Origin of the sequence: Microbispora catharanthi, assembly GCF_006334915.2 — a bacterium.
Taxonomy (GTDB): domain Bacteria; phylum Actinomycetota; class Actinomycetes; order Streptosporangiales; family Streptosporangiaceae; genus Microbispora; species Microbispora catharanthi.
Genome location: NZ_VDMA02000014.1, coordinates 155,411 through 174,941 on the forward strand (window position 1 = coordinate 155,411; position 19,531 = coordinate 174,941).

15 protein-coding genes are annotated in these 19,531 nt (G+C 71.7%); 7 read left to right on the plus strand and 8 right to left on the minus strand.

All coding sequences use genetic code 11. The annotated features are described in order from the left end of the window. Positions 1-33: 33 nt before the first annotated feature. Positions 34-1,008: an SGNH/GDSL hydrolase family protein gene (locus FH610_RS25350; protein ID WP_139577319.1), complete on the minus strand. Its 975-nt coding sequence runs from the start codon at positions 1,006-1,008 to the stop codon at positions 34-36. 122 nt (positions 1,009-1,130) lie between these two features. On the opposite strand from FH610_RS25350, the gene FH610_RS25355 reads away from it, so the two are divergent. Together FH610_RS25355 and FH610_RS25360 are read left to right on the plus strand one after the other, a co-directional pair. Further along, positions 1,131-2,501, plus strand: a complete 1,371-nt coding sequence (locus tag FH610_RS25355; RefSeq protein ID WP_139577320.1) for a cystathionine beta-synthase — start codon at positions 1,131-1,133, stop codon at positions 2,499-2,501. Positions 2,502-2,582: 81 nt separating this feature from the next. Further along, positions 2,583-3,722 carry a cystathionine gamma-synthase gene (locus FH610_RS25360; protein ID WP_139577321.1) on the plus strand — a complete coding sequence of 380 codons (1,140 nt, stop codon included), beginning with the start codon at positions 2,583-2,585 and terminating at the stop codon, positions 3,720-3,722. Between the two features lie 99 nt (positions 3,723-3,821). Here the strand turns inward: FH610_RS25360 and FH610_RS25365 are convergent, their stop codons facing one another. The 4 genes from FH610_RS25365 to FH610_RS25380 all read right to left on the minus strand — a co-directional run bounded on the left by FH610_RS25365 (position 3,822) and on the right by FH610_RS25380 (position 9,380). Next, entirely contained in the window at positions 3,822-5,024 is a 1,203-nt protein-coding gene (locus tag FH610_RS25365; protein ID WP_139577322.1) for an MFS transporter, read from the minus strand. 72 nt (positions 5,025-5,096) lie between these two features. Beyond that, complete coding sequence (locus FH610_RS25370; protein WP_139577323.1) at positions 5,097-5,528, minus strand: hypothetical protein; 432 nt, start codon at positions 5,526-5,528, stop codon at positions 5,097-5,099. A gap of 502 nt (positions 5,529-6,030) precedes the next feature. Then, positions 6,031-7,974, minus strand: coding sequence for a vWA domain-containing protein (locus FH610_RS25375; RefSeq protein ID WP_139577324.1), 1,944 nt, complete (start codon positions 7,972-7,974; stop codon positions 6,031-6,033). Continuing rightward, a complete protein-coding gene (locus FH610_RS25380) occupies positions 7,971-9,380 on the minus strand; it encodes a sigma 54-interacting transcriptional regulator (RefSeq protein WP_139577325.1) in 1,410 nt (469 codons plus the stop codon). The genes FH610_RS25375 and FH610_RS25380 overlap by 4 nt, the downstream gene beginning before the upstream one ends. A 161-nt stretch (positions 9,381-9,541) precedes the next feature. Between FH610_RS25380 and FH610_RS25385 the strand changes: the two genes are divergently transcribed. Genes FH610_RS25385 through ilvA form a run of 3 tightly spaced genes read left to right on the plus strand, consistent with a single transcriptional unit; the run spans position 9,542 to position 12,985 of the window. Then, positions 9,542-10,768 (plus strand): FIST signal transduction protein, encoded by a 1,227-nt coding sequence (locus FH610_RS25385; protein WP_139577326.1) that lies wholly within the window; start codon positions 9,542-9,544, stop codon positions 10,766-10,768. After that, the gene (locus FH610_RS25390; RefSeq protein ID WP_139577327.1) at positions 10,765-11,733 is read left to right on the plus strand and encodes an ROK family protein; all 969 of its coding nucleotides are present in this window, start codon (positions 10,765-10,767) and stop codon (positions 11,731-11,733) included. The genes FH610_RS25385 and FH610_RS25390 overlap by 4 nt, the downstream gene beginning before the upstream one ends. A gap of 37 nt (positions 11,734-11,770) precedes the next feature. Next, positions 11,771-12,985: a threonine ammonia-lyase gene (gene ilvA / locus FH610_RS25395; protein WP_139577328.1), complete on the plus strand. Its 1,215-nt coding sequence runs from the start codon at positions 11,771-11,773 to the stop codon at positions 12,983-12,985. A gap of 18 nt (positions 12,986-13,003) precedes the next feature. Here ilvA and FH610_RS25400 read toward each other — a convergent pair whose 3' ends face one another. The 3 genes from FH610_RS25400 to hppD all read right to left on the minus strand — a co-directional run bounded on the left by FH610_RS25400 (position 13,004) and on the right by hppD (position 16,317). Further along, positions 13,004-14,521, minus strand: a complete 1,518-nt coding sequence (locus FH610_RS25400; RefSeq protein ID WP_139577329.1) for a M1 family metallopeptidase — start codon at positions 14,519-14,521, stop codon at positions 13,004-13,006. Between the two features lie 116 nt (positions 14,522-14,637). Then, positions 14,638-15,144, minus strand: coding sequence for an RDD family protein (locus FH610_RS25405; RefSeq protein ID WP_139577330.1), 507 nt, complete (start codon positions 15,142-15,144; stop codon positions 14,638-14,640). A 69-nt stretch (positions 15,145-15,213) separates the two neighbouring features. Next, positions 15,214-16,317: a 4-hydroxyphenylpyruvate dioxygenase gene (gene hppD, locus FH610_RS25410; RefSeq protein ID WP_139577331.1), complete on the minus strand. Its 1,104-nt coding sequence runs from the start codon at positions 16,315-16,317 to the stop codon at positions 15,214-15,216. Positions 16,318-16,413: 96 nt separating this feature from the next. Between hppD and FH610_RS25415 the strand changes: the two genes are divergently transcribed. Together FH610_RS25415 and FH610_RS25420 are read left to right on the plus strand one after the other, a co-directional pair. Then, positions 16,414-16,881 (plus strand): Lrp/AsnC family transcriptional regulator, encoded by a 468-nt coding sequence (locus FH610_RS25415; RefSeq protein WP_139577332.1) that lies wholly within the window; start codon positions 16,414-16,416, stop codon positions 16,879-16,881. Between the two features lie 161 nt (positions 16,882-17,042). Then, entirely contained in the window at positions 17,043-19,517 is a 2,475-nt protein-coding gene (locus tag FH610_RS25420; RefSeq protein ID WP_240809184.1) for a transglycosylase domain-containing protein, read from the plus strand. The last annotated feature ends 14 nt before the right edge of the window (positions 19,518-19,531 follow it).

The following is a 19,531-nucleotide window of genomic DNA, read 5'->3' on the forward strand; positions in this document are numbered from 1 at the left end:
GGGTGATGGCCCGGCCGCAGGAGGTAACCGGCTCTAGGCGTTCGGAAGCGGCCCGGGTCTCCGGCGGAGCAGCGCCGCCCACCGTCCATGGGGGCCGACCGCCCGGCCGGCGACACGGGTCGCGGTGACCTCGGTGCCGGGTTCCTCCACGGCCATTGCGGCCAAGAGGTATTGCGATCCTTCGACGCGCACGGGTTCCGGCTCGGGCCACAACCCCAACGCGGCGCATACAGAAGGTAGCACTGCGTACGCGGCCTGTAGGTAACCTCGGGCAGATGGATGAAAACGATCAGGTCCGAACATCTCGGCCGGGTTCGCGTCGAACTCGGGTCCGAGCAGGTCGGCGAACGCCACGGTGCGGCCGCCCGCCTCGACGACGGCGACCGTCTGGGCCGCGGCGAGCTGCCGCGACCAGCGCCGGGTGACCCATCGGAGCGGCTGCGCGATCGGGCGTACGGTGCCGAGGTCGGGGCAGGTGCCCACGACCACCTCCGCGCCGGCCTCGCGCAGCCGGCGCACGGCCTTCTGCAGGTGCCGCACGGCCCGGGCCGGCAGGGTGGCCGTGATCACGTCGTTGGCCCCCACGAAGACGATCGCGATCTCCGGCCGGGTCTCCAGCGCGCGGTCCACCTGGACGCCGAGGTCCACCGACGCCGCACCCGACTGGCCGACCACGGTGAGGCGCACCGGGCGCTCGGCCACCGCCGCGAGCCCGTATGCGATGCGGACGGCCGGGGTGTCCTCGGGGCGGGTCATGCCGAGGCCGACGGAGAGGGAGTCGCCGAGGACGGCCATGCGGATCGGCTCCCCGGGGAAGGCGCCGTACACGCCGTCGGCCTGGGGGCCGTCGAGGCCGTGCGGCTGCCCCACGATGCGCCTGGCCACCATGGCCTCGGCCATCAACAGGCCGTACGTGACCGCTCCCAGGGCCGTGAGCCCGCCTCCGCCCACGGCGGCGGCGGTGGCGATGCGCCGCGCGGCGCGCACCGCGCCGGACGTCCAGACCACCCGCCCTCCTCACGCTCACGGTACGGTTTGAAGTTAAGAAACTAGCCGAGTTCCGGCCACCCCTATCGGAACCCCGGCTGACGGCAGGCTGACAAGCTTCGGCAAACAAGGTGGTCATCGCGGTGCGCGTACACGACTCGCTGGTGGAGCTGATGGGCAACACCCCGCTCGTCCGGCTGCGCAAGGTCACGGCGGGCGCGCCCGCCCAGATCCTGGCCAAGGTGGAGTACTTCAACCCCGGCGGCTCGGTGAAGGACCGCATCGCGGTGCGGATGATCGAGGCGGCCGAGCGGAGCGGCGAGCTCAAGCCCGGCGGCACGATCGTCGAGCCGACCTCCGGCAACACCGGTGTGGGCCTGGCCATCGTGGCGCAGGAGAAGGGCTACCGCTGCCTGTTCGTCTGCCCGGACAAGGTCGCCCAGGACAAGATCAACGTGCTCCGGGCGTACGGCGCGGAGGTCGTCGTCTGCCCGACCGCCGTCTCGCCCGACCACCCCGACTCGTACTACTCGGTGTCCGACCGGCTGGCCCGTGAGATCCCGAACGCCTGGAAGCCCGATCAGTACTCCAACCCCGAGAACCCGGCGAGCCACTACCACTCCACCGGCCCGGAGATCTGGGAGCAGACCGAGGGCAGGATCACGCACTTCGTCGCCGGCATCGGCACCGGCGGGACGATCAGCGGCACCGGCAAGTACCTCAAGGAGGTCTCCGGCGGCCGGGTGAAGGTCGTCGGCGCCGACCCCGTCGGTTCCGTCTACTCCGGCGGCACCGGCCGTCCCTACCTGGTGGAGGGCGTGGGCGAGGACATCTGGCCCGCGACGTACGACACCACGATCTGCGACGAGATCATCGCGGTCTCCGACAAGGACTCGTTCGGCATGACCCGCAGGCTCGCCCGCGAGGAGGCGCTGCTCGTCGGCGGCTCGTGCGGCATGGCGGTGGTGGCGGCCGTACGGGTGGCCCAGGCGGCCGGGCCGGACGACGTCGTGGTCGTGCTGCTGCCCGACGGCGGCCGCGGCTACCTGTCGAAGATCTTCAACGACGAGTGGATGGCCGACTACGGCTTCCTCACCACATCGAGCGAGGAGGGCCTGGTCGGCGACGTGCTGGGACGCAAGACGCCGGGGCTGCCCGAGTTCGTCCACGTCCACCCGCACGAGTCCGTCGGCACCGCGATCTCGATCATGCGGGAGTACAACGTCTCCCAGCTTCCGGTCATGAAGGAGGAGCCGCCGGTCATGGCGGCCGAGGTCATCGGCTCGATCGTGGAGCGCGACCTGCTGGAGGGCCTCTACCGCGGCCGGGTGCGGTCCGAGGACGAGATCGGCGGCCACATGTCCGCCCCGCTGCCCATGATCGGGTCAGGTGAGCCGGTGGCCCGGGCGGTCGAGGCGCTGGAGAAGGCCGACGCCGCCGTGGTCCTCGACGACGGCAAGCCGGTGGGCATGGTCACCCGTCAGGACCTGCTGGCCTTCCTCGCCAACCACTGATCCGGCGACTGAGCCGGTCACCTGGCCGACGGCTGACGCGCCCGCCGGGACCAGGCGGGCCGGGCGGCTACGCTCGACCCCATGAACCAAGGTTTCGAGACGCTGGCCATCCACGCGGGCCAGGAGGCGGACCCGCACACGGGCGCCGTCGTTCCTCCTATATACGCCGTGTCCACCTACAAGCAGGACGGCGTGGGCGGCCTGCGGGCGGGATACGAGTACAGCCGGTCGGCCAACCCGACCAGGACCGCCCTTGAGGAGGCGCTGGCCGCCGTCGAGGGCGGCGTGCGCGGGCTGGCCTTCGCGTCGGGCCTCGCCGCCGAGGACACGCTGCTGCGCACCGTCTGCAAGCCCGGCGACCACGTGGTGATCCCCGACGACGCCTACGGCGGCACCTACCGGCTGTTCTCCCGGGTGCTCCAGGAGTGGGGGGTCTCCTTCGACCCGGTGCCGCTCGGCGACCTGGACGCGGTGCGCGCCGCCGTACGGCCGGAAACGAAGGCGGTCTGGGTGGAGACGCCCACGAACCCGCTGCTGAACGTCGCGGACATCGCCGCGCTGGCGGACGTCGCCCACGACGGCGGCGCGGTGCTCGTGGTGGACAACACCTTCGCCTCGCCCTACCTGCAGCAGCCGCTCAGCCTGGGCGCGGACGCCGTGGTCCACTCGACGACCAAGTACGTCGGCGGCCACTCCGACGTGGTCGGCGGCGCGCTGGTGACGCGGTCGGCGGACCTCGGCGAGCGGCTGGCCTACCACCAGAACGCGATGGGCGCGGTGGCCGGACCCTTCGACTCCTGGCTCACCCTGCGCGGCCTCAAGACGCTGGGCGTGCGCATGGACCGGCACTGCGACAACGCCGAGCGCGTGGTCGACCTGCTGCTGTCGCACCCGAAGGTCGTCCAGGTCCTCTACCCGGGCCTGCCCGAGCACCCCGGCCACGAGGTCGCGGCCAAGCAGATGCGGCGCTTCGGCGGGATGGTGTCGTTCCGCGTCGAGGGCGGCGAGGAGGCGGCCGTCGAGATCTGCAACCGCGCCAAGCTGTTCACGCTTGGAGAGTCGCTCGGCGGCGTCGAGTCCCTGATCGAGCACCCCGGCCGGATGACCCACGCGTCGGCCGCCGGGTCGCCGCTGGAGGTCCCGGCCGACCTGGTCCGCCTGTCGGTCGGCATCGAGACCGTCGACGACCTTCTGGCCGACCTCTCCGAGGCCCTCGGCTGACGACCGTCTGACGTCCGCTCCGCGCTCCGTCTAATGGGCGCTCCGCGCTCTGTCTATTGGGCGCTCCGCGCTCTGTCTATTGGGCGCTCCGCGCTCTGTCTATTGGGCGCTCCGCGCTGGGGCCCTACGCTCCGGCGCGGAGGCGCGGGCGGGAGCCACCCACCGTTCGCACAGCAGGGCGGCGAGCGCCGCGGCGGTCAGGAGGGCGCCCGCCACGGTCACGCTGCGGACCCCCGAGTGGTCGATGAGCGCGCCGCCGAGCAGCGACCCGCCCGCGATGCCGACGTTGAAGGCCGAGCCGCTGCCGGCCGAGGCGATGTCGGTGCTGCCCGGGGCCACCTGCAGCGCGCGGCTCGCGATGGCCGCCGCCAGCGCGCTGAACGACATGCCCGTCACGCAGAGAGCTATCACCGCCACCGGGTGCAGGGCGCCGAAGACGTACAGGGTGAGCAGCGCGCACGTGATGAGGGCCAGCGGCCCGACGAGGGCCGTCCTTGGCCGGCTGTCGAGCAGCCGGCCGACCACGATGGTCCCCGCGACCCCGGCGATTCCGGACGCGAGGAGCAGCGGGCTGAGCGCGGCCGGGGCGAAGCCACCGAAGTCCAGCAGGAACGGCGTGATGTAGGTGTACGCGGTGAGGTAGCCGCCCACGCCGATGACGGTGGCGACGATGAGCAGCGCGTAGCGGCGGGCGTCCGGGGTCGCGCCGCGGCCCGGTTCGTGGCCGTCGGAGCCCACGCGCGGCATCAGCGTCGCCACGGTGACGCACGTGACGAGGCCGACGGCGGCGGCAAGGGCGAACGCGGTCCGCCAGCCGACCTGCTGGCCGAGCCAGGTGCCTGCGGGGACGCCGAGGACGGGCCCCAGGGAACTGCCGATCGACATCCGGGCGATCGCGCGCCCCCGGATCTCCGGGGGGAACATCGCCGCCGCGGCCGGGGTCGCGACCGACCAGAACAGCGCCTGGGTGGCCGCGACCAGCAGCCGTCCGCCCAGCAGCACCGGGTAGTTCGGCGCCACGGCGGTCAGCAGCATCCCCGCGACGAACACGCCGAGCGTGACGGTGAGCAACCTGCGCCGCGGCACCCGCTGGGTCAGCCGGGTGAGCGGCAGCGACGCCAGCACCACGACCGCGGCGTACCCCGTGACCAGCAGGCCCGTCTCGGACGGCGACCGGTCCAGGTCGGCCGCCATGACCGTGAGCAGCCCGATGGGGAGGACCTCGGCGGTGACGTAGGTGAAGGCCCCGACGGCGAGGGCGACCAGCGCCCACGCCGCGCGGCGTTGCGTCGTAAGGTGCACCCGCTCCTCTTTCCCCCGTTTCCGGCCAAAGACGTTCTACCGGACATACGGGGGAAAGCGGGAATCTTTCTCTCAGGGGTTGAAGAAGACCATCAGGAACAGGATGACGAGCCAGATCAGGGCGCTGATGCCGCCCAGTGCGGCGATCCGACCGGTCTGCACCTTGGCGTCGTCCTCCGGCGACTCGCTGGACAGTGCCGCGATGGCCGTGCGCTGGTCACGCTCGACGATCACCAGCAGGACGGCCGCGACGACGAACAGCGTCATCGACACCGACAGGTAGGGCGCGCCGAGAGCGCTGCGGCCAAGCAGCAGGCCGAACAGGAAGACCCCGATCGTGAGCAGGCCGAACAGCCGGGTCGCGCGGTGCAGATACCGCAGCACCGCGACCTCCCTGGCCCGGATGTAGCGCGGTGTGACGCTCGTGACCGCCGTGAGCGGACCGAGCGCGAAGATCGCGAATCCTATGTGCAGCCACAGCAGGAAATGGTCGAGAGGCGACATGGGCAGAGGCTATCGCCTGGGCTTATCGGCCCGCAGTCGCCCGGAGCCCTCGTAGTGGGCGCGTCGGACGCCGGGGCGTCGAGGAACTACTTCCGGCGACGGGGGCGGTTGTGGACCGCCATCTCGTACAACACTCCGGTGAGGATCATGAGAACGACGAGGCCGACCGCTGCGAACATGGGAGCGCTCCTTCCACCGGCATGTGGAACGACCAGCGCGAACAGGGGATGCCTGTCTATCGTCCGCCGATTGCAGCCCGGTCGGCAATCGATTATCGATCCGCCGGTACCGTCTCCCGGGGTCACGGCCGCCGTCTCCCCGCTCGCGCCCGCTGCCCGTCTTTCCGAGTGTCCGGTGCTTGACGCGCCCCCCGTATCACGCCGATGCGCTTAGCCATGCCCGCATGAGAGGCGACGAACCGCTTCGCGGCGTCCCCTCAAGGCCGCGACCGGGCCAGGACCGGGCCGCGACCACGGGCTGCGTGCGGCCGGCCCGGCCCTCGTCAACGGGTGCGGCGGGCGCGCAGGAAGTCGCTGACGACGTACTCGCCGAGGCGGTCGGCGCTGGCGGAGAAGACGCGGCCGCCGTTGCGCCGGGCGACCTCGTCCACGAACTCGCGCAGCCGGTCGTCGGCGGCCAGCATGAAGACGTTGATCGTCGCGCGCCGCCGGGTCATCTTGTCGACCTCGGCGAGCGTCAGCGTCAGCGTCTCCTGCGACGGCGGCCACTCGAAACGCGGCACGCCGTTGCGCATCAGGTGCGCCGTCGGCTCGCCGTCGGTCACCACCAGAACCACCGGCTCGAAGTCCGGGTGCCGGTCGAGGTGACGGCCCGCGATCAGCAGGGCGTGGTGCAGGTTGGTGCCCTGGACCATGTCCCATTCGAGCCCGGCCAGCTCGTCGGGCCGCAGCACCCGCGCGTAGTTCGAGAACCCGATGATCTGCACCGCGTCCTGCGGGAACTTCGAGGCCACCAGCGCCTGGAGGGCGAGGGCGGTCTGCTTGGCCGCCGCCCAGGTGCCGCGCAGGGCCATCGAGTAGGACAGGTCGACCAGCAGGCACACGGCCGCCGCCGAACGCCGCTCGGTCTCCACGACCTCGAAGTCGTCCACCGACAGGCTCACCGGCGCGCCGCCGCCCCGCCGTACGCCGTTGACGACCGTACGCACGACGTCGATGGGCTGCTCGTCGCCGAAGCGCCACGAACGGGTCGATCCGGTCGGCTCCCCGGCCGTGCCCGCGTCGCGCTGGTCGTGGTCGCCGCGGCGGCCCGAGTCGAGCGAGGCGAAGACCCGGCGCAGGGCGGTCTCCCCGAGCCGGCGTACGGCCTTGGGGGTGAGCTCCAGCTTGCCGCGGTTGCGCCGCAGGTAGCCCTGGGCCTCCAGCTCGCGCTCGACCTGCCGCAGGGCCTCCAGGTCGTCCACGGCCGAGCGGCCGAGCGCCCGCCTGATGGCGGCCTCGTCGATGTCGTCGAGCCGGGCGCCGGGGTAGTCCTGGCGCAGCGCGGTCTCCAGATCGCCGAGGTCGGCCAGCTCCTGCAGGGCCGTCACGGCGTCGCCCATGTCCATCGGCTGCTCGCCGGACACCCGTTCGGGGGCGCCCCAGGCGAGGTCGGGGCGGCGGGCGTAGAGGGCGTCGCCGAGCCGGCGCATCTGCTCGGCCAGGCCCGCCTGCTCCAGCGTTTGGTTGATCAGCCCGGCCAGCTCCTCGCGCTGCTCAGGGGTGAGCGAGGCGAGCAGCCGCTGCGCGGCGGCGGCGCGGCGGGCGAGCTGGTCGACCAGCTCGTCGAGGTTTCGCGGATTCTCGGGGAACATGTCCCCGTATTGCTGCATGAACCGATCGAAGTCATCCTGGGTGTGCTCGCCCCGGGCGTCGCGGTCCAGCATGTCGTTGAGGTCCGACATCATCTGCCTGACCCGCTCCATGGCGGCCGGGTCGGGGTTGGCCAGCGCGTCGCGCATGCCGCGGAACTGGCTGTCGAGGACCTCCCGGCGCAGCAGGTCGCGCAGCTCCTCGAACGTCTGCCGCGCGGCGGCCGACCGCCAGTCGTAGTCGGCCAGCTCCTGAACCGCCCGCGCCGTGTCCGAGGGCAGCGCGTCGAGCGCCGACTCCCGGAAGCGGGCGTCGTCGGAAGGATCAGGGAACAGCTCGGCCCGCTCCTGGCCGATCGCCTTGTCGAGCAGGGCGCGCGCGCGTTCCAGCGTGCCGTCGAGCCGGGTGTTCTCCCGCAGCTCGCGGCGGCGCCGCCGCACCTGGCGGAGCAGGTCGTCGAGGCCGCGGCGGTCGGGAGCGCCGGGGAGCCCCCGCCTGAGCAGGTCGCGCAGCGCGTCGAGCGGTGTCGAGCCGGACAGGATGGCGTCGCCCATCTCGTCCAGCGCCGAACGCACGTCGTAGGGCGGAGCCAGCGGGTCCGGCCCGTCGTGGTACTCCCGGTAGAAGTAGCTCACGTCCGGTACACCGTGCCGCCGTCGGTCTCGTCCTTGGACAGCCTGCGCATCAGGTAGAGCCCCTCCAGCGTGAACTCCAGCGCCGCGGCGGCGTGGCCGGGCGACTCGTCGCCCTCGCCCATGCCGAGCCGCGCCATGATCTTCGACAGGCCCTCGACGCGGCCGATCCTGCGCAGCAGCTCGTGGGCCGCCACCAGCTCGCCCGACTCGACCTGCGCGCCCTCGCCGAACCTGTCGAGCAGCGGCGCGAGGTCGGCGCCGCCGAGCGAGGCGCGGAAGGTCTCGGCCGTCGCGCGGCGCAGCAGGTGGGCGAGCACGTCGATCTCCCGTCCCTCCTCGCTGACCTCGAACTCGACCTTGCCGCGCAGCGTGTGGACCACGCCGGGCAGGTCGCACACCCGCGTGACGGGCCGTTCCTCCCCGGTCAGCGCGGCCCGCCGTACGGCGGAGGCGGCGGCGGTCTCGGCGGCGGCGATCGAGAAGCGGGCCGACACGCCCGAGCGGGAGTCGACGGCGGTGGACTCGCGGACCAGACGGGTGAACCGGGCGATCACCTCCACCAGGTGGTCGGGCAGGTCCGCGCCGAGGGCGCCGAGGTCGGCCTCCTGGCGGATCAGGACCAGCTCGTCCTCGACCGTCCGGGGGTAGTGCGTGCGGATCTCCGCGCCGAAGCGGTCCTTCAGCGGGGTGATGATCCGGCCGCGGTTGGTGTAGTCCTCGGGGTTCGCGCTGGCGATCAGCAGGATGTCGAGGGGGAGGCGCAGGTTGTAGCCGCGGACCTGGATGTCGCGCTCCTCCAGCACGTTGAGCAGCGCCACCTGGATGCGCTCGGCCAGGTCGGGCAGCTCGTTGACGGAGAAGACGCCCCGGTTGGTCCGGGGGACCAGGCCGTAGTGGACCGTCTCGGGGTCGCCGAGCGTGCGGCCCTCGGCGATCTTGATGGGGTCGACGTCGCCGATCAGGTCGCCGACCGAGGTGTCCGGGGTGGCCAGCTTCTCGCCGTACCGGTCCTCGCGGTGCTTCCACGCGACCGGCAGGTCGTCGCCGTGGGCGGCGGCCAGCCGCCGGCACCGGACGCAGACCGGCGCGTACGGGTGGTCGTTGATCTCACAGCCCTCGACCACGGGCGACCACTCGTCGAGCAGGCCGGTGATGGTGCGGATCAGGCGGGTCTTGCCCTGGCCGCGCTCGCCGAGGAGCACGAGGTCGTGACCGGCGATCAGCGCCCTCTCGAGGTGGGGCAGGACGGTGTCGTCGAAGCCGACGATGCCGGGGAACCGGTTCTCGCCGGCCCGCAGCCGGGCCAGGAGGTTCTCCCTGATCTCGGCCTTGACCGTGCGGTATCGGTGTCCACTCTCGCGCAGTTCACGCAGAGTGCTGGGGGCAGGCGTGGGCGATTTGTGCACGGAGTCGAGCCTACGTCCCCATCAGACGATCCTGCAGCCGGGTTTGGGAGACACGGCTGCAGGACGCCTGGCCCAATTGGCCGGGCGGCCCGTGCGTCGACCTCCTTTCAGTGGGGAGAATCGGCCCAAGGAAACAGTCGCGGAGGAAGAGAGGGCGAGACATGGCGGTATTGACGAGCCGCTTCGCCGACGGTCTCGCCGTGGGCGCAAACCTGGTGGAAGCGGCCGAGACGGCCGTACGCCAGGCGTTGGCCGGCCTGTCGGGTCCGCCAGACCTGGTGTGCTTCTTCATCTGCGGGGACGATCCCGACGACGTGGCCATGGCGGGCCGGCGGGCGATGTCCGTCGCGTCCGGAGCCGACGTGATCGGCTGCAGCGCGACCGGCGTCATCGGGCACGGCCAGGGCGTGGAGCTGACCCCGGCCGTGAGCGCGTGGGCGGCCTCCCTCGGCGGCGCCAGGATCGACACCTTCGCCCTGGAGACGCTCAGGACGGAGGACAGGTTCGTGGTCGTGGGGCTGCCCGAGCGCGTCCCCGACGACCGGGCCGCGATCCTGCTCGCCGACCCCTACAGCTTCCCCACCGACGCGTTCATCGAGCACTCGCACGAGGTGCTGGGCAGCCTGCCGATCGTCGGCGGCCTGGCCAACGGGCTCCAGGGCCGTGGTTCCGTGCGGCTGTTCGCCAACGGAGAGGTCCACGACTCCGGCGCGATCGGAGTGATCATCGGCGGCGCGGTGAACATCGGCACCGTGGTGAGCCAGGGCTGCCGGCCCATCGGGCCATCCATGGCCGTCACCCGGGCCGAGGACAACGTGCTGCTGGAGCTCGCCGGCCAGCCCGCCCTGGCCCGCCTGGAGGACATCGTCAGCGCCCTCGACGAGGAGGACCGCGACCTGGTGGCCGCCGGTTTACAGATCGGCATCGCCATGGACGAGTACGCCGAGCGCCACGAGCGCGGCGACTTCCTGATCCGCGGGGTCATCGGCATCGATCCCGAACGCGAGGCGGTGGCCGTCGGCGACGTGATCGAGATCGGCAGGACGGTGCGGTTCCAGGTCAGGGATGCCGAGGCCGCCGACGAGGACCTCTACGAACTGCTCGACGCCCACCTGCAGCAGCACTCCGGCCGGGTCGAGGGGGCCCTGCTGTTCTCCTGCAACGGCCGGGGCTCGGGCATGTTCGGCTCGGCCGACCACGACGCGCTCGCCGTACGCGAGACGCTGGGGCCGATCGGGGTGGCGGGGTTCTTCGCCGCGGGTGAGGTCGGGCCGGTCAGCGGGCACAACCACGTCCACGGCTTCACCGCGTCGCTGCTCGTCTTCTCCAGCGGCACCGGATTCTCCAGCGGCACGGGACTGTCCACCGGTACGGGAGCGGGCGCGTGAGCGACCTCACTCTGGCCGTCGACATCGGCGGCACGAAGTTCGCGGCGGGGCTGGTGGAGCCGGATGGGCAGGTCGTGGCCGCCGAGCGGGTCGCCACCCCGCAGGGCGCCGACGATGAGACGCTGTGGCGCACGCTGACCGCCCTGCTCGACCGGCTGGACGTGCCCACCGCCCTCGCCGGCGTGGGCATCGGCTGCGGCGGCCCGATGACCTGGCCCGAGGGGGAGGTCTCGCCGCTCAACATGGGCGGCTGGAGCGGCTTCCCGCTGCGCGGGAGGCTGGCCGCGCGCTTTCCCGGCGTCCCGGTCCGCATCCACAACGACGCGATCTGCCTGGCCGTCGCCGAGCACTGGTGCGGCGCCGGGCGGGGGAGCGCGGCCATGCTGGGGATGGTCGTGTCGACCGGGGTCGGCGGCGGGCTGATCCTCGGCGGCAGGCTCATCGACGGCGGGACGGGCAACGCCGGTCACATCGGCCATGTCGTGGTCGACCCCGAGGGCCCGCCGTGCGGCTGCGGCGGCAACGGCTGCCTGGAGGCGATCGCCCGCGGCCCCGGCCTCGCCGCCTGGGCGCTCGCCCAGGGCTGGTCTCCGGGCGATGCCGTCACCGAAGGGGACCTCTACCGGGAGGAGGGGACGGCCACCGCGCGCAGGCTGGCCGCCGACGCCGCGGCGGGCGACCCGATCGCGCTGGCCGCGATGGCCCGGGCCGGGCGCGCCCTGGGCGTCGCGATCGCCTCGGCCGTCAACCTGTGCGACCTCGACCTCGTGACCGTCGGCGGCGGGCTCAGCCAGGCGGGCGACCTGCTTTTCCGGCCCCTGGAGGAGGCCTTGCGGGAGCACACCCGGATGGGGTTCGCCGGGCGGGTGCGGGTCGTGCCCGCCGCGCTCGGCCAGGACGCCGGTCTCGTCGGCGCCGCCGCCCTGGTGATCGCCGGGGACAGATACTGGTCGCCCGGCATCTGAAGGCGTGTCGCTCCCCGGAACCTGTGATGATTGGCGCATGGCTGTCCCACAGGTGACGTACGACGACGTCGTCGCCGCGCGCGAGTCGCTGTCGGAAGTGGCGGCGCTGACGCCCGTCCTGCACTCACGGGTGCTGTCCGAGATCGTCGGCGGCTCGGTGCACCTCAAATGCGAGAACCTCCAGCGGGCCGGGTCGTTCAAGATCCGCGGGGCGTACGTGCGGATCGCGCGCCTGAGCGAGGAGGAGCGGGCCAGGGGCGTGGTGGCGGCCAGCGCGGGCAACCACGCGCAGGGCGTGGCGCTGGGCTCGTCGCTGGTCGGGGCCAAGTCGACCGTCTACATGCCCGAGGGCGCGCCGCTGCCGAAGGTGGAGGCCACCCGGGCGTACGGCGCGGACGTGGTCTTCGCGGGGCACACGGTCGACGAGGCCCTGCAGGCGGCCAGGGAGCACGCCGACCGGACCGGCGCGGTGTTCATCCACCCGTTCGACCACCCCGACGTGGTCGCCGGGCAGGGCACGGTCGGCCTGGAGATCCTTGAGCAGCTTCCCGGCACGGCCACGATCGTGCTGCCCATCGGCGGCGGCGGTCTCGCGGCGGGGGTCGCGCTCGCGGTGAAGTCCCAGCGTCCGGGGATCAAGGTGGTGGGCGTTCAGGCCGAGCGGGCCGCGGCCTACCCCGACTCGCTGGCCGCGGGCCGTCCTGTCATGGTCGAGCCCACGTCGACGATGGCGGACGGCATCGCGGTCGGGCGGCCGGGCGAGCTGCCGTTCGAGCTGATCCACTATCTGGTGGACAGCGTCGTGACGGTCTCGGAGGAGTCGCTGTCGCGGGCCCTGCTGCTGTGCCTCGAACGCTCGAAGCTACTGGTGGAGCCGGCCGGGGTGGCGGGGGTCGCGGCGCTGCTCGACCAGCCGCACGCGTTCGAGCCGCCGGTGGTCGTGGTGCTGTCGGGTGGCAACATCGACCCGCTGCTGCTGGCCAGGGTGCTGCGGCACGGCCTGGCGGCGGCGGGTCGCTACCTCGCCTTCCGCATCCGGCTGACCGACCGTCCCGGGGCGCTGGCCGCGCTGCTGGCCCGGCTGGCCGACCTCGGCGCCAACGTGCTCGACGTGGTGCACGAGCGGTTCGGCTCCCGCCTGCATCTGGAGGAGGCCGAGGTCCTGCTGCAACTGGAGACCCGTGGCCCGGCACACTGCGACGAGGTGCTCAGCGCGCTGCGGCGGGACGGCTACAAGCTGCTGTTCTCCTAGCTTCCCCGGTGTGGACGGTCAGGTGATCGGGGCGGGACGCTTCGGCTGGAACAGCCAGGCGTCGAACAGCCCCTTGAGGTTCTTGCCCGACACGCGCTCGGCCAGCGCGATGAACTCCTGCGTCGTGACGTTGCCGTACCTGTGGGCGTCGGTCCACGCCCTGATCAGCGGGAAGAACTTGTCGTCGCCGATCTCCCTGCGCACGGCGTGCAGCGTCATCGCGCCGCGGTTGTAGACGGCCGCGCTGAACAGGTCGTCGGCGCGGGCCGCGCCCGGAGGGTAGGCCCACATCGAGTCCGCCGCGTTCGCGTAGTAGCGCTTGAAGGCCGAATCGGCCGTGTACTGACCGGTGTGCTCCGCCCACAGCCATTCGGCGTACGTCGCGAAGCCCTCGTTGAGCCACAGGTCCCGCCAGCGCGCGATGCTCAGGCTGTCGCCGAACCACTGGTGCGCGAGCTCGTGCGCGATGATCGCGGGCTCGGGGGAGAAGCCGCCGTAGATGGGCTTGGTCTGGTTCTCCAGCGCGTACCCCGCCGCGTAGTCGTCGATCACGCCGCCGGTGGAGGAGAAGGGGTACGGCCCGAACACGGTCGACCAGTAGTCGGTGATCTTCCCCGTCTGCGTGAGGAGCTGGCCGAGCGAGCCGCGGAAGGAGTCGGCGACGGCGACGTAGATCGGCAGGCCCTTGTCGCTCGTGCCGGTGCGGATCTGGAACTTCCCGGTCGTCATCGTGGCGAGGTAGCTCGCCATCGGGTGCTTCTCCTGCCAGACGAAGGTCGTCTTGCCCGCCCTGGTCTGCGGCGTCCCGGCCATCTCGCCGTTGGCGATCGCGGTCAGCCCCTCGGGAACGGTGATCTGGAAGTCGTAGGTCGCCTTGTCCGAGGGGTGGTCGTTCGACGGGAACCAGGTCTTCGCGCCGTTCGGCTCACACGTGACGAACGCACCGTCCGCGGTGGAGATGAAGCCGTATTCGCCGAGGTTGACGGAGTCGCGCATCGGTTCCGGCACGCCCGAGTAGTCGACCGTGACCGCGAACCGGTCGCCGTTCGAGATCCGCTTGCCCGGCTCGATCACGAGCTCGTCCTTGCCGCGGCTGAACGAGGCGGCCCCGCCGTCCACCGTCACCCGGCTCACCGTGAGCCCGTGCAGGTCGAGGTCGAACGACGTGAGGTCCTGTGCGGCCTTGGCCTCGATCGTGGCGCTGCCCGCGAGCTTCCTCGACGACGGGTCGTACGACAGGCGCAGGTCGTAGTGCTGGACGTCGTAGCCGCCGTTGCCGTCGCCGGGGAAGTCCGGGTCGCCGATCCCCGGGGCGCCCGTGGTGCTCCTCGACGCGCCCGCACCCGGTGACGCCGGGGCGACCGCCGCCGCCTGGGACGGCGCGACCGCGCCCTCGGACGGCGCGCAGGCCGTGGCGGCCCCCACGGCCACGGCACAGATCAGGGCGGAGACCGACCTGCCGGCCCGCACACCGGTCGGCGTGGTGGTCGGCGTCGTGGTCGGCGCGGGGAACGGAGGAAGACGATGCGTGGACATATGTTTGGCAACTCTACGCGAGGCCGGGGTGTGGTCCGGGTAGTGACTCCGGACGTTTTCCCTGCTCGCGGGGGTCGCCCGGGGGTCGCCGGGGTCCGCGGGCGGGCGGGCGGGTCTCAGGCGTCCACGACGACCGTCCGGGCCGCCTTGTCGTGCAGGGCCTGCTTCCTGCGGTCGAACAGGATCCACGCGAGGTTCACCAGCCCGAGGCAGCACAGCCAGCCCAGCACGATCTCGACCGCCTGCCGCACCGCGATCGGCCCGGGACCGGCCGGCTCCCCGGTCTCCCGCACGACGCGCATGCCGAACAGCCTCTTTCCCACCGTCTGGCCGTTCCAGAACGACTGGAGCAGCCAGTAGTAGAGGAACCCGATCACCCCGAGGAGAAGGCCGTTGCCGACCGGGACCCGCCCCACCGTCCCCGTCGTGCTGTCGTACACGGCCCTCCAGTTGTCCCAGGTGAGCGGCGAGGTGACGAGCCCGACGAGCACGGCGTCCACGATCCCGGCGAACAGGCGGCGCCAGCGGCCGGCGAGCCGCGGCGCCGTCTGCCCGAAAGGCGGGGGCGTCCAGGGAATCCTCGGTTCCTCGTGCGGGCTTCCCGGAGGCGGCGGTGTTCCCATGGCTGAATGGTCACCCCGCCGCTCTTCGGTCAAAGCCGGGCGCGCGCAAAGGGTGCGTCAGAGGCCGGATCAGAGGGTGCCGCGGCGTTCCTGCTCGCGCTCGATGGCCTCGAAGAGCGCCTTGAAGTTGCCCTTGCCGAACCCGAGGGAGCCGTGACGCTCGATGAGCTCGAAGAAGACGGTCGGACGGTCCACCACCGGCTTGGTGAAGATCTGCAGAAGGTAGCCGTCCTCGTCGCGGTCCACGAGGATGCGGCGCTTCTTCAGCTCCTCGACCGGCACGCGGACCTCGCCGATGCGGGAGCGCAACTCGGGGTCGTCGTAATAGGAGTCGGGCGTGTCGAGGAACTCGACGCCCGCCTCGCGCATGGCGTCGACCGTCGTGACGATGTCGTTGGTGGCCAGCGCGATGTGCTGCACGCCAGGGCCGCCGTAGAACTCCAGGAACTCCTCGATCTGGGACTTCTTCTTGCCCTCTGCGGGCTCGTTCAGCGGGAACTTGACCTTGCGGGTGCCGTCCGCGACGACCTTGGACATCAGCGCCGAGTATTCGGTGGCGATGTCGTCGCCGATGAACTCCGCCATCTTGGTGAAGCCCATGACCTTCTCATAGAACTCCACCCATTCCTCCATGCGCTCGACGTTGCCGACGCAGTGGTCGATCGCCTGGAAGAGCCGGCCGTTCTTCACCGCGGGCGGCGCGACGATGGGCTCGGCCGCGACGTATCCCGGCAGGTAGGGCCCGGTGTAGTTGGCACGGTCGATCAGCGTGTGCCGGGTCTCGCCGTAGGTCGCGATGGCCGCGACCACGACCTTGCCGTGGTCGTCCTCGACCACGTGGGGCTCCTCCAGCCCCCGGGCCCCCTGCTCCAGCGCGTGGCGGTAGGCCGCCTCCACGTCCGGCACGTCCAGCGCGAGGTCGATGACGCCGTCGCCGTGCTCGGCCACGTGACGCGCGAGCGGCGTGCCCGGGCGTACGGCTCCGCGCAGCTCGAACCGGGCCGAGCCCGACACGAGGACGTACGCCACCTCGTCGCGGCTGCCCGTCTCCGGCCCCCGGTAGGCCACCAGGCGCATCCCGAAGGCGGTCGAGTAGTAGTGGGCGGCCTGCTTCGCGTTGCCGACCGCGAAGACCACCGCGTCCATGCCGTGAACCGGAAAGACATCGTTCATGCGTCAACTGTCCGTTGGCATGGCCAATTTGCGCAACAGTGAGTTGATTCGGTGGACAATATGCTCAGTCTTCGCTTCATGCAAGGGGAAATCGTTATGACGATTGACCATCTCGACGCCCGGCTCGTCGCACTGCTGGCCGCCGAGCCCAGGATCGGCGTGCTCGAGTGCTCCCGCAGGCTGAACGTCGCCCGGGGGACGGTGCAGGCCCGGCTCGACCGGATGGCCGAGAAGGGAGTCATCACCGGCTACGGCCCGGACATCGATCCGGCCGCGCTCGGCTTCGACGTGACGGCGTTCGTGACGTTGCACATCAGGCAGGTCGCGGGACACGTGCCGGTGGCCGACCAGCTCGCGCTCATCCCCGAGGTCCTGGAGGTCCACACGATCACCGGCGGGGGAGACATGCTCTGCCGCGTGGTCGCCCGCAGCAACGCCGACCTCCAGCGCGTCATCGACCTGATCGTGGACGTGCAGGGCGTCGTCAGGACCGAATCGGTGATCGCGCTCGACACGCCGGTGCCGTACCGGACCCTTCCGCTCGTCCGCGCGGCCGGGGGCTGACGCGGTTTTCCGCAGTGTCCTTTGCCCGGGGCAGGCTTTTCCACAGACGTCGCGGGAAGTGCCGGACCATCGATGGCCATCGTTTACCGTGGTTCCATCCGCCCAGCTCAGAGGGCACAAAAGGGCGTAGCGGGGGTATCGGACTTATCGGGGGTCACAGCGTGGACAGCGCCGAGGAGGGCCCGATCGAGGAGGGCGCCGCGGAACCGCGGGCGTCACTCGGCGGCCCGAACGGGGGAGGAGGCGGCGGGGACGGCGGCGCGCCGAAGCCTCGCCGGCGAAGACGGCTGCCGCGTGTCCTCCTCGTGAGCCTGGCCACCGGGATCGTCGGGCTCGTCGTGTTCCTCGCCGTGGTGTGGGCGCTGACCCCCATCCCGGACAGCACCCAGGAGCTGGCGACGGCCCAGGGTTCGGTGATCTACTACCGGGACGGCAGGACGGTCCTCGCCACCGAGGGCGTCAACCGCAAGAACGTGCCGCTCACGCAGGTTCCCCAGGTCGTCAGAAGCGCCGTCATCGCGGCGGAGAACCGGACGTTCTATCAGGACCAGGGCGTCTCCCTGTCCGGTACGGCCCGCGCCGTGTGGTCGACGGTCACCGGCCGCCAGCTCCAGGGCGGCTCGACGATCACCCAGCAGATGGTCCGCAACTACTACAGCGGTCTCGGTCAGGAACGCTCCATCGGGCGCAAGCTCAAGGAGATCATGATCGCGCTGAAGGTGGATCGTTCCAAGCAGAAAGACTGGGTGCTGGAGCGCTACCTCAACACCATCTACTTCGGCCGGGGGGCTTACGGCATCCAGGCCGCCGCGCGGGCCTACTTCGACAAGGACGTGCAGAACCTGACGGCGGCCGAAGGCGCCTACCTCGCCGCCGTGATCCAGCAGCCCACCCGTTTCGCCAACCCGACCGGGGCCGCGCTCGACGCGGTCAAGGCCAGGTGGACGTCGGTGATCCAGGGCATGCGCGAGATCGGCGCGATCACCCGTGAAGAGGCCGACGCCCAGGTGTTCCCCACACTCGCCAGGCAGCGGGCGCCGTTGTCCCTCGGCGGCCAGAACGGCTACATGCTGGCGCAGGTGCGCGCGGAGCTGAACCGGCTCGGCTACACCGACGAGGACATCAACCACGGCGGCCTGAAGGTCACCACGACGTTCGACAAGAAGCTCATGGCGCAGGCCCAGCAGGCGGTCAAGTCGGTCCTGCCGGACGACACCCCCAAAAAGGTCCGCACCGGCCTGGCGGCCGTCGATCCCGCGACCGGCGAGGTCGTCGCCTTCTACGGCGGTCGTTACGAGACAAACCAGTACGACAACGCCTTCTCCGCCAAGGTCCAGGCCGGCTCGACCTTCAAGCCCTACACGCTGGCCGCCGCGCTCGAAGCCGGATACGGGCTCGACACGCTGGTCTACGGCAACTCCCCCATTCGCATCGGCTCCGCCGACATCCCGAACTCCGGGGGCAGGTCGTACGGGCAGGCGATCACACTGCTCCAGGCGACGCAGTTCTCGGTGAACACCGCCTTCGTGGACCTCGGGCAGCGGATCGGTCTCGACAAGGTCGTCGCCGCGGCGCGGGCCGCCGGGATCCCCGCAGGGCAGCTCGCCCCCCACCAGAGCGCCGCCACGTTGCCTCTCGGCGTGGCGTCGGTGAGCGCCGTGCAGCAGGCCTCCGGCTTCGCCACCTTCGCCGCCGGGGGCATCCACCATGAGCCTCATGTGATCCGTACGGTCACCGACAGCACCGGACTCACCCGGAAGTTCGCCCCGTCCGGCACCCGGGCCTTCAGCGAGAACACCGCCGCCGACACGACGTACGCGCTGGAGCAGGTGGTGCGCAGCGGCACCGGCACGGCCGCGCGGCTGTGGGACCGCCCGGTAGCGGGCAAGACCGGCACCACCGACGAGTCGGCGGCCGTCTGGTTCTCCGGCTACGTCCCCCAGCTGGCCGTCGCGGTCGACATGTTCCGCGACGACAACAAGCCGGTGACCGTCCCCGGCTACGGCGAGTTGTACGGCGGCACGTTGCCCGCCGAGATCTGGAAGACCTTCATGAGCACCGCCATGGAGGACAAGCCGGTCCGGGAGTTCCCCGACCCGGTCACGTGGAACCCCTACTACTGGGACACCTACGGCATGGCCATGCCCCAGCAGAGCGGGGCTCCCACGGCATATCCGTCGGGGCCCGCCGGGTCGCCCATGCCGTACGGGCCGGGTGACGGGGTGACGGTGCCCGGCCCCGACGCGCCCGGCGTGCCCGGTCCGCCCACAGGGGCGGACGAGGAGCAGCAGGGCGCGACCGGCCAGGACGGCGAGGCCGGCCCGAGAGGCGGCGCGAACGGCATCGGCGGTGCGACCGGCCCGACCGTCACCGGCCGCAGCCGCGATACGGGTGCCCCGGACGCCGCCACCCGCGCCGCTCCCGAGACGGGGACAACCAGATCCGACGCGGGTGCCAGGCGGACCGGCCAGACCGACGTGGGCACCAGGCGGACCGGCCAGACCGGCCAGACCGGCCAGACCGGCCAGGATGGCGTGGATGGCCAGAGTGGCCAGACAGGCCACGGTGGTCAGAGCGGCCCGGTCGCGCAGATCCCCGGGCCGCAGCTTCCGGTCGCCCAGGTTCCCGCCCGTTGACGGCTCCAGCCGGG

Bases quoted from the DNA above. Each gene is read 5' to 3' on its own strand.
- FH610_RS25415 (WP_139577332.1), top strand. From the start codon at position 16,414: ATGACGATTGACCATCTCGACGCCCGGCTCGTCGCACTGCTGGCCGCC.
- hppD (WP_139577331.1), bottom strand. From the start codon at position 16,317: ATGAACGATGTCTTTCCGGTTCACGGCATGGACGCGGTGGTCTTCGCG.
- ilvA (WP_139577328.1), top strand. From the start codon at position 11,771: ATGGCTGTCCCACAGGTGACGTACGACGACGTCGTCGCCGCGCGCGAG.
- FH610_RS25400 (WP_139577329.1), bottom strand. From the start codon at position 14,521: ATGTCCACGCATCGTCTTCCTCCGTTCCCCGCGCCGACCACGACGCCG.
- FH610_RS25360 (WP_139577321.1), top strand. From the start codon at position 2,583: ATGAACCAAGGTTTCGAGACGCTGGCCATCCACGCGGGCCAGGAGGCG.
- FH610_RS25370 (WP_139577323.1), bottom strand. From the start codon at position 5,528: ATGTCGCCTCTCGACCATTTCCTGCTGTGGCTGCACATAGGATTCGCG.
- FH610_RS25405 (WP_139577330.1), bottom strand. From the start codon at position 15,144: ATGGGAACACCGCCGCCTCCGGGAAGCCCGCACGAGGAACCGAGGATT.
- FH610_RS25385 (WP_139577326.1), top strand. From the start codon at position 9,542: ATGGCGGTATTGACGAGCCGCTTCGCCGACGGTCTCGCCGTGGGCGCA.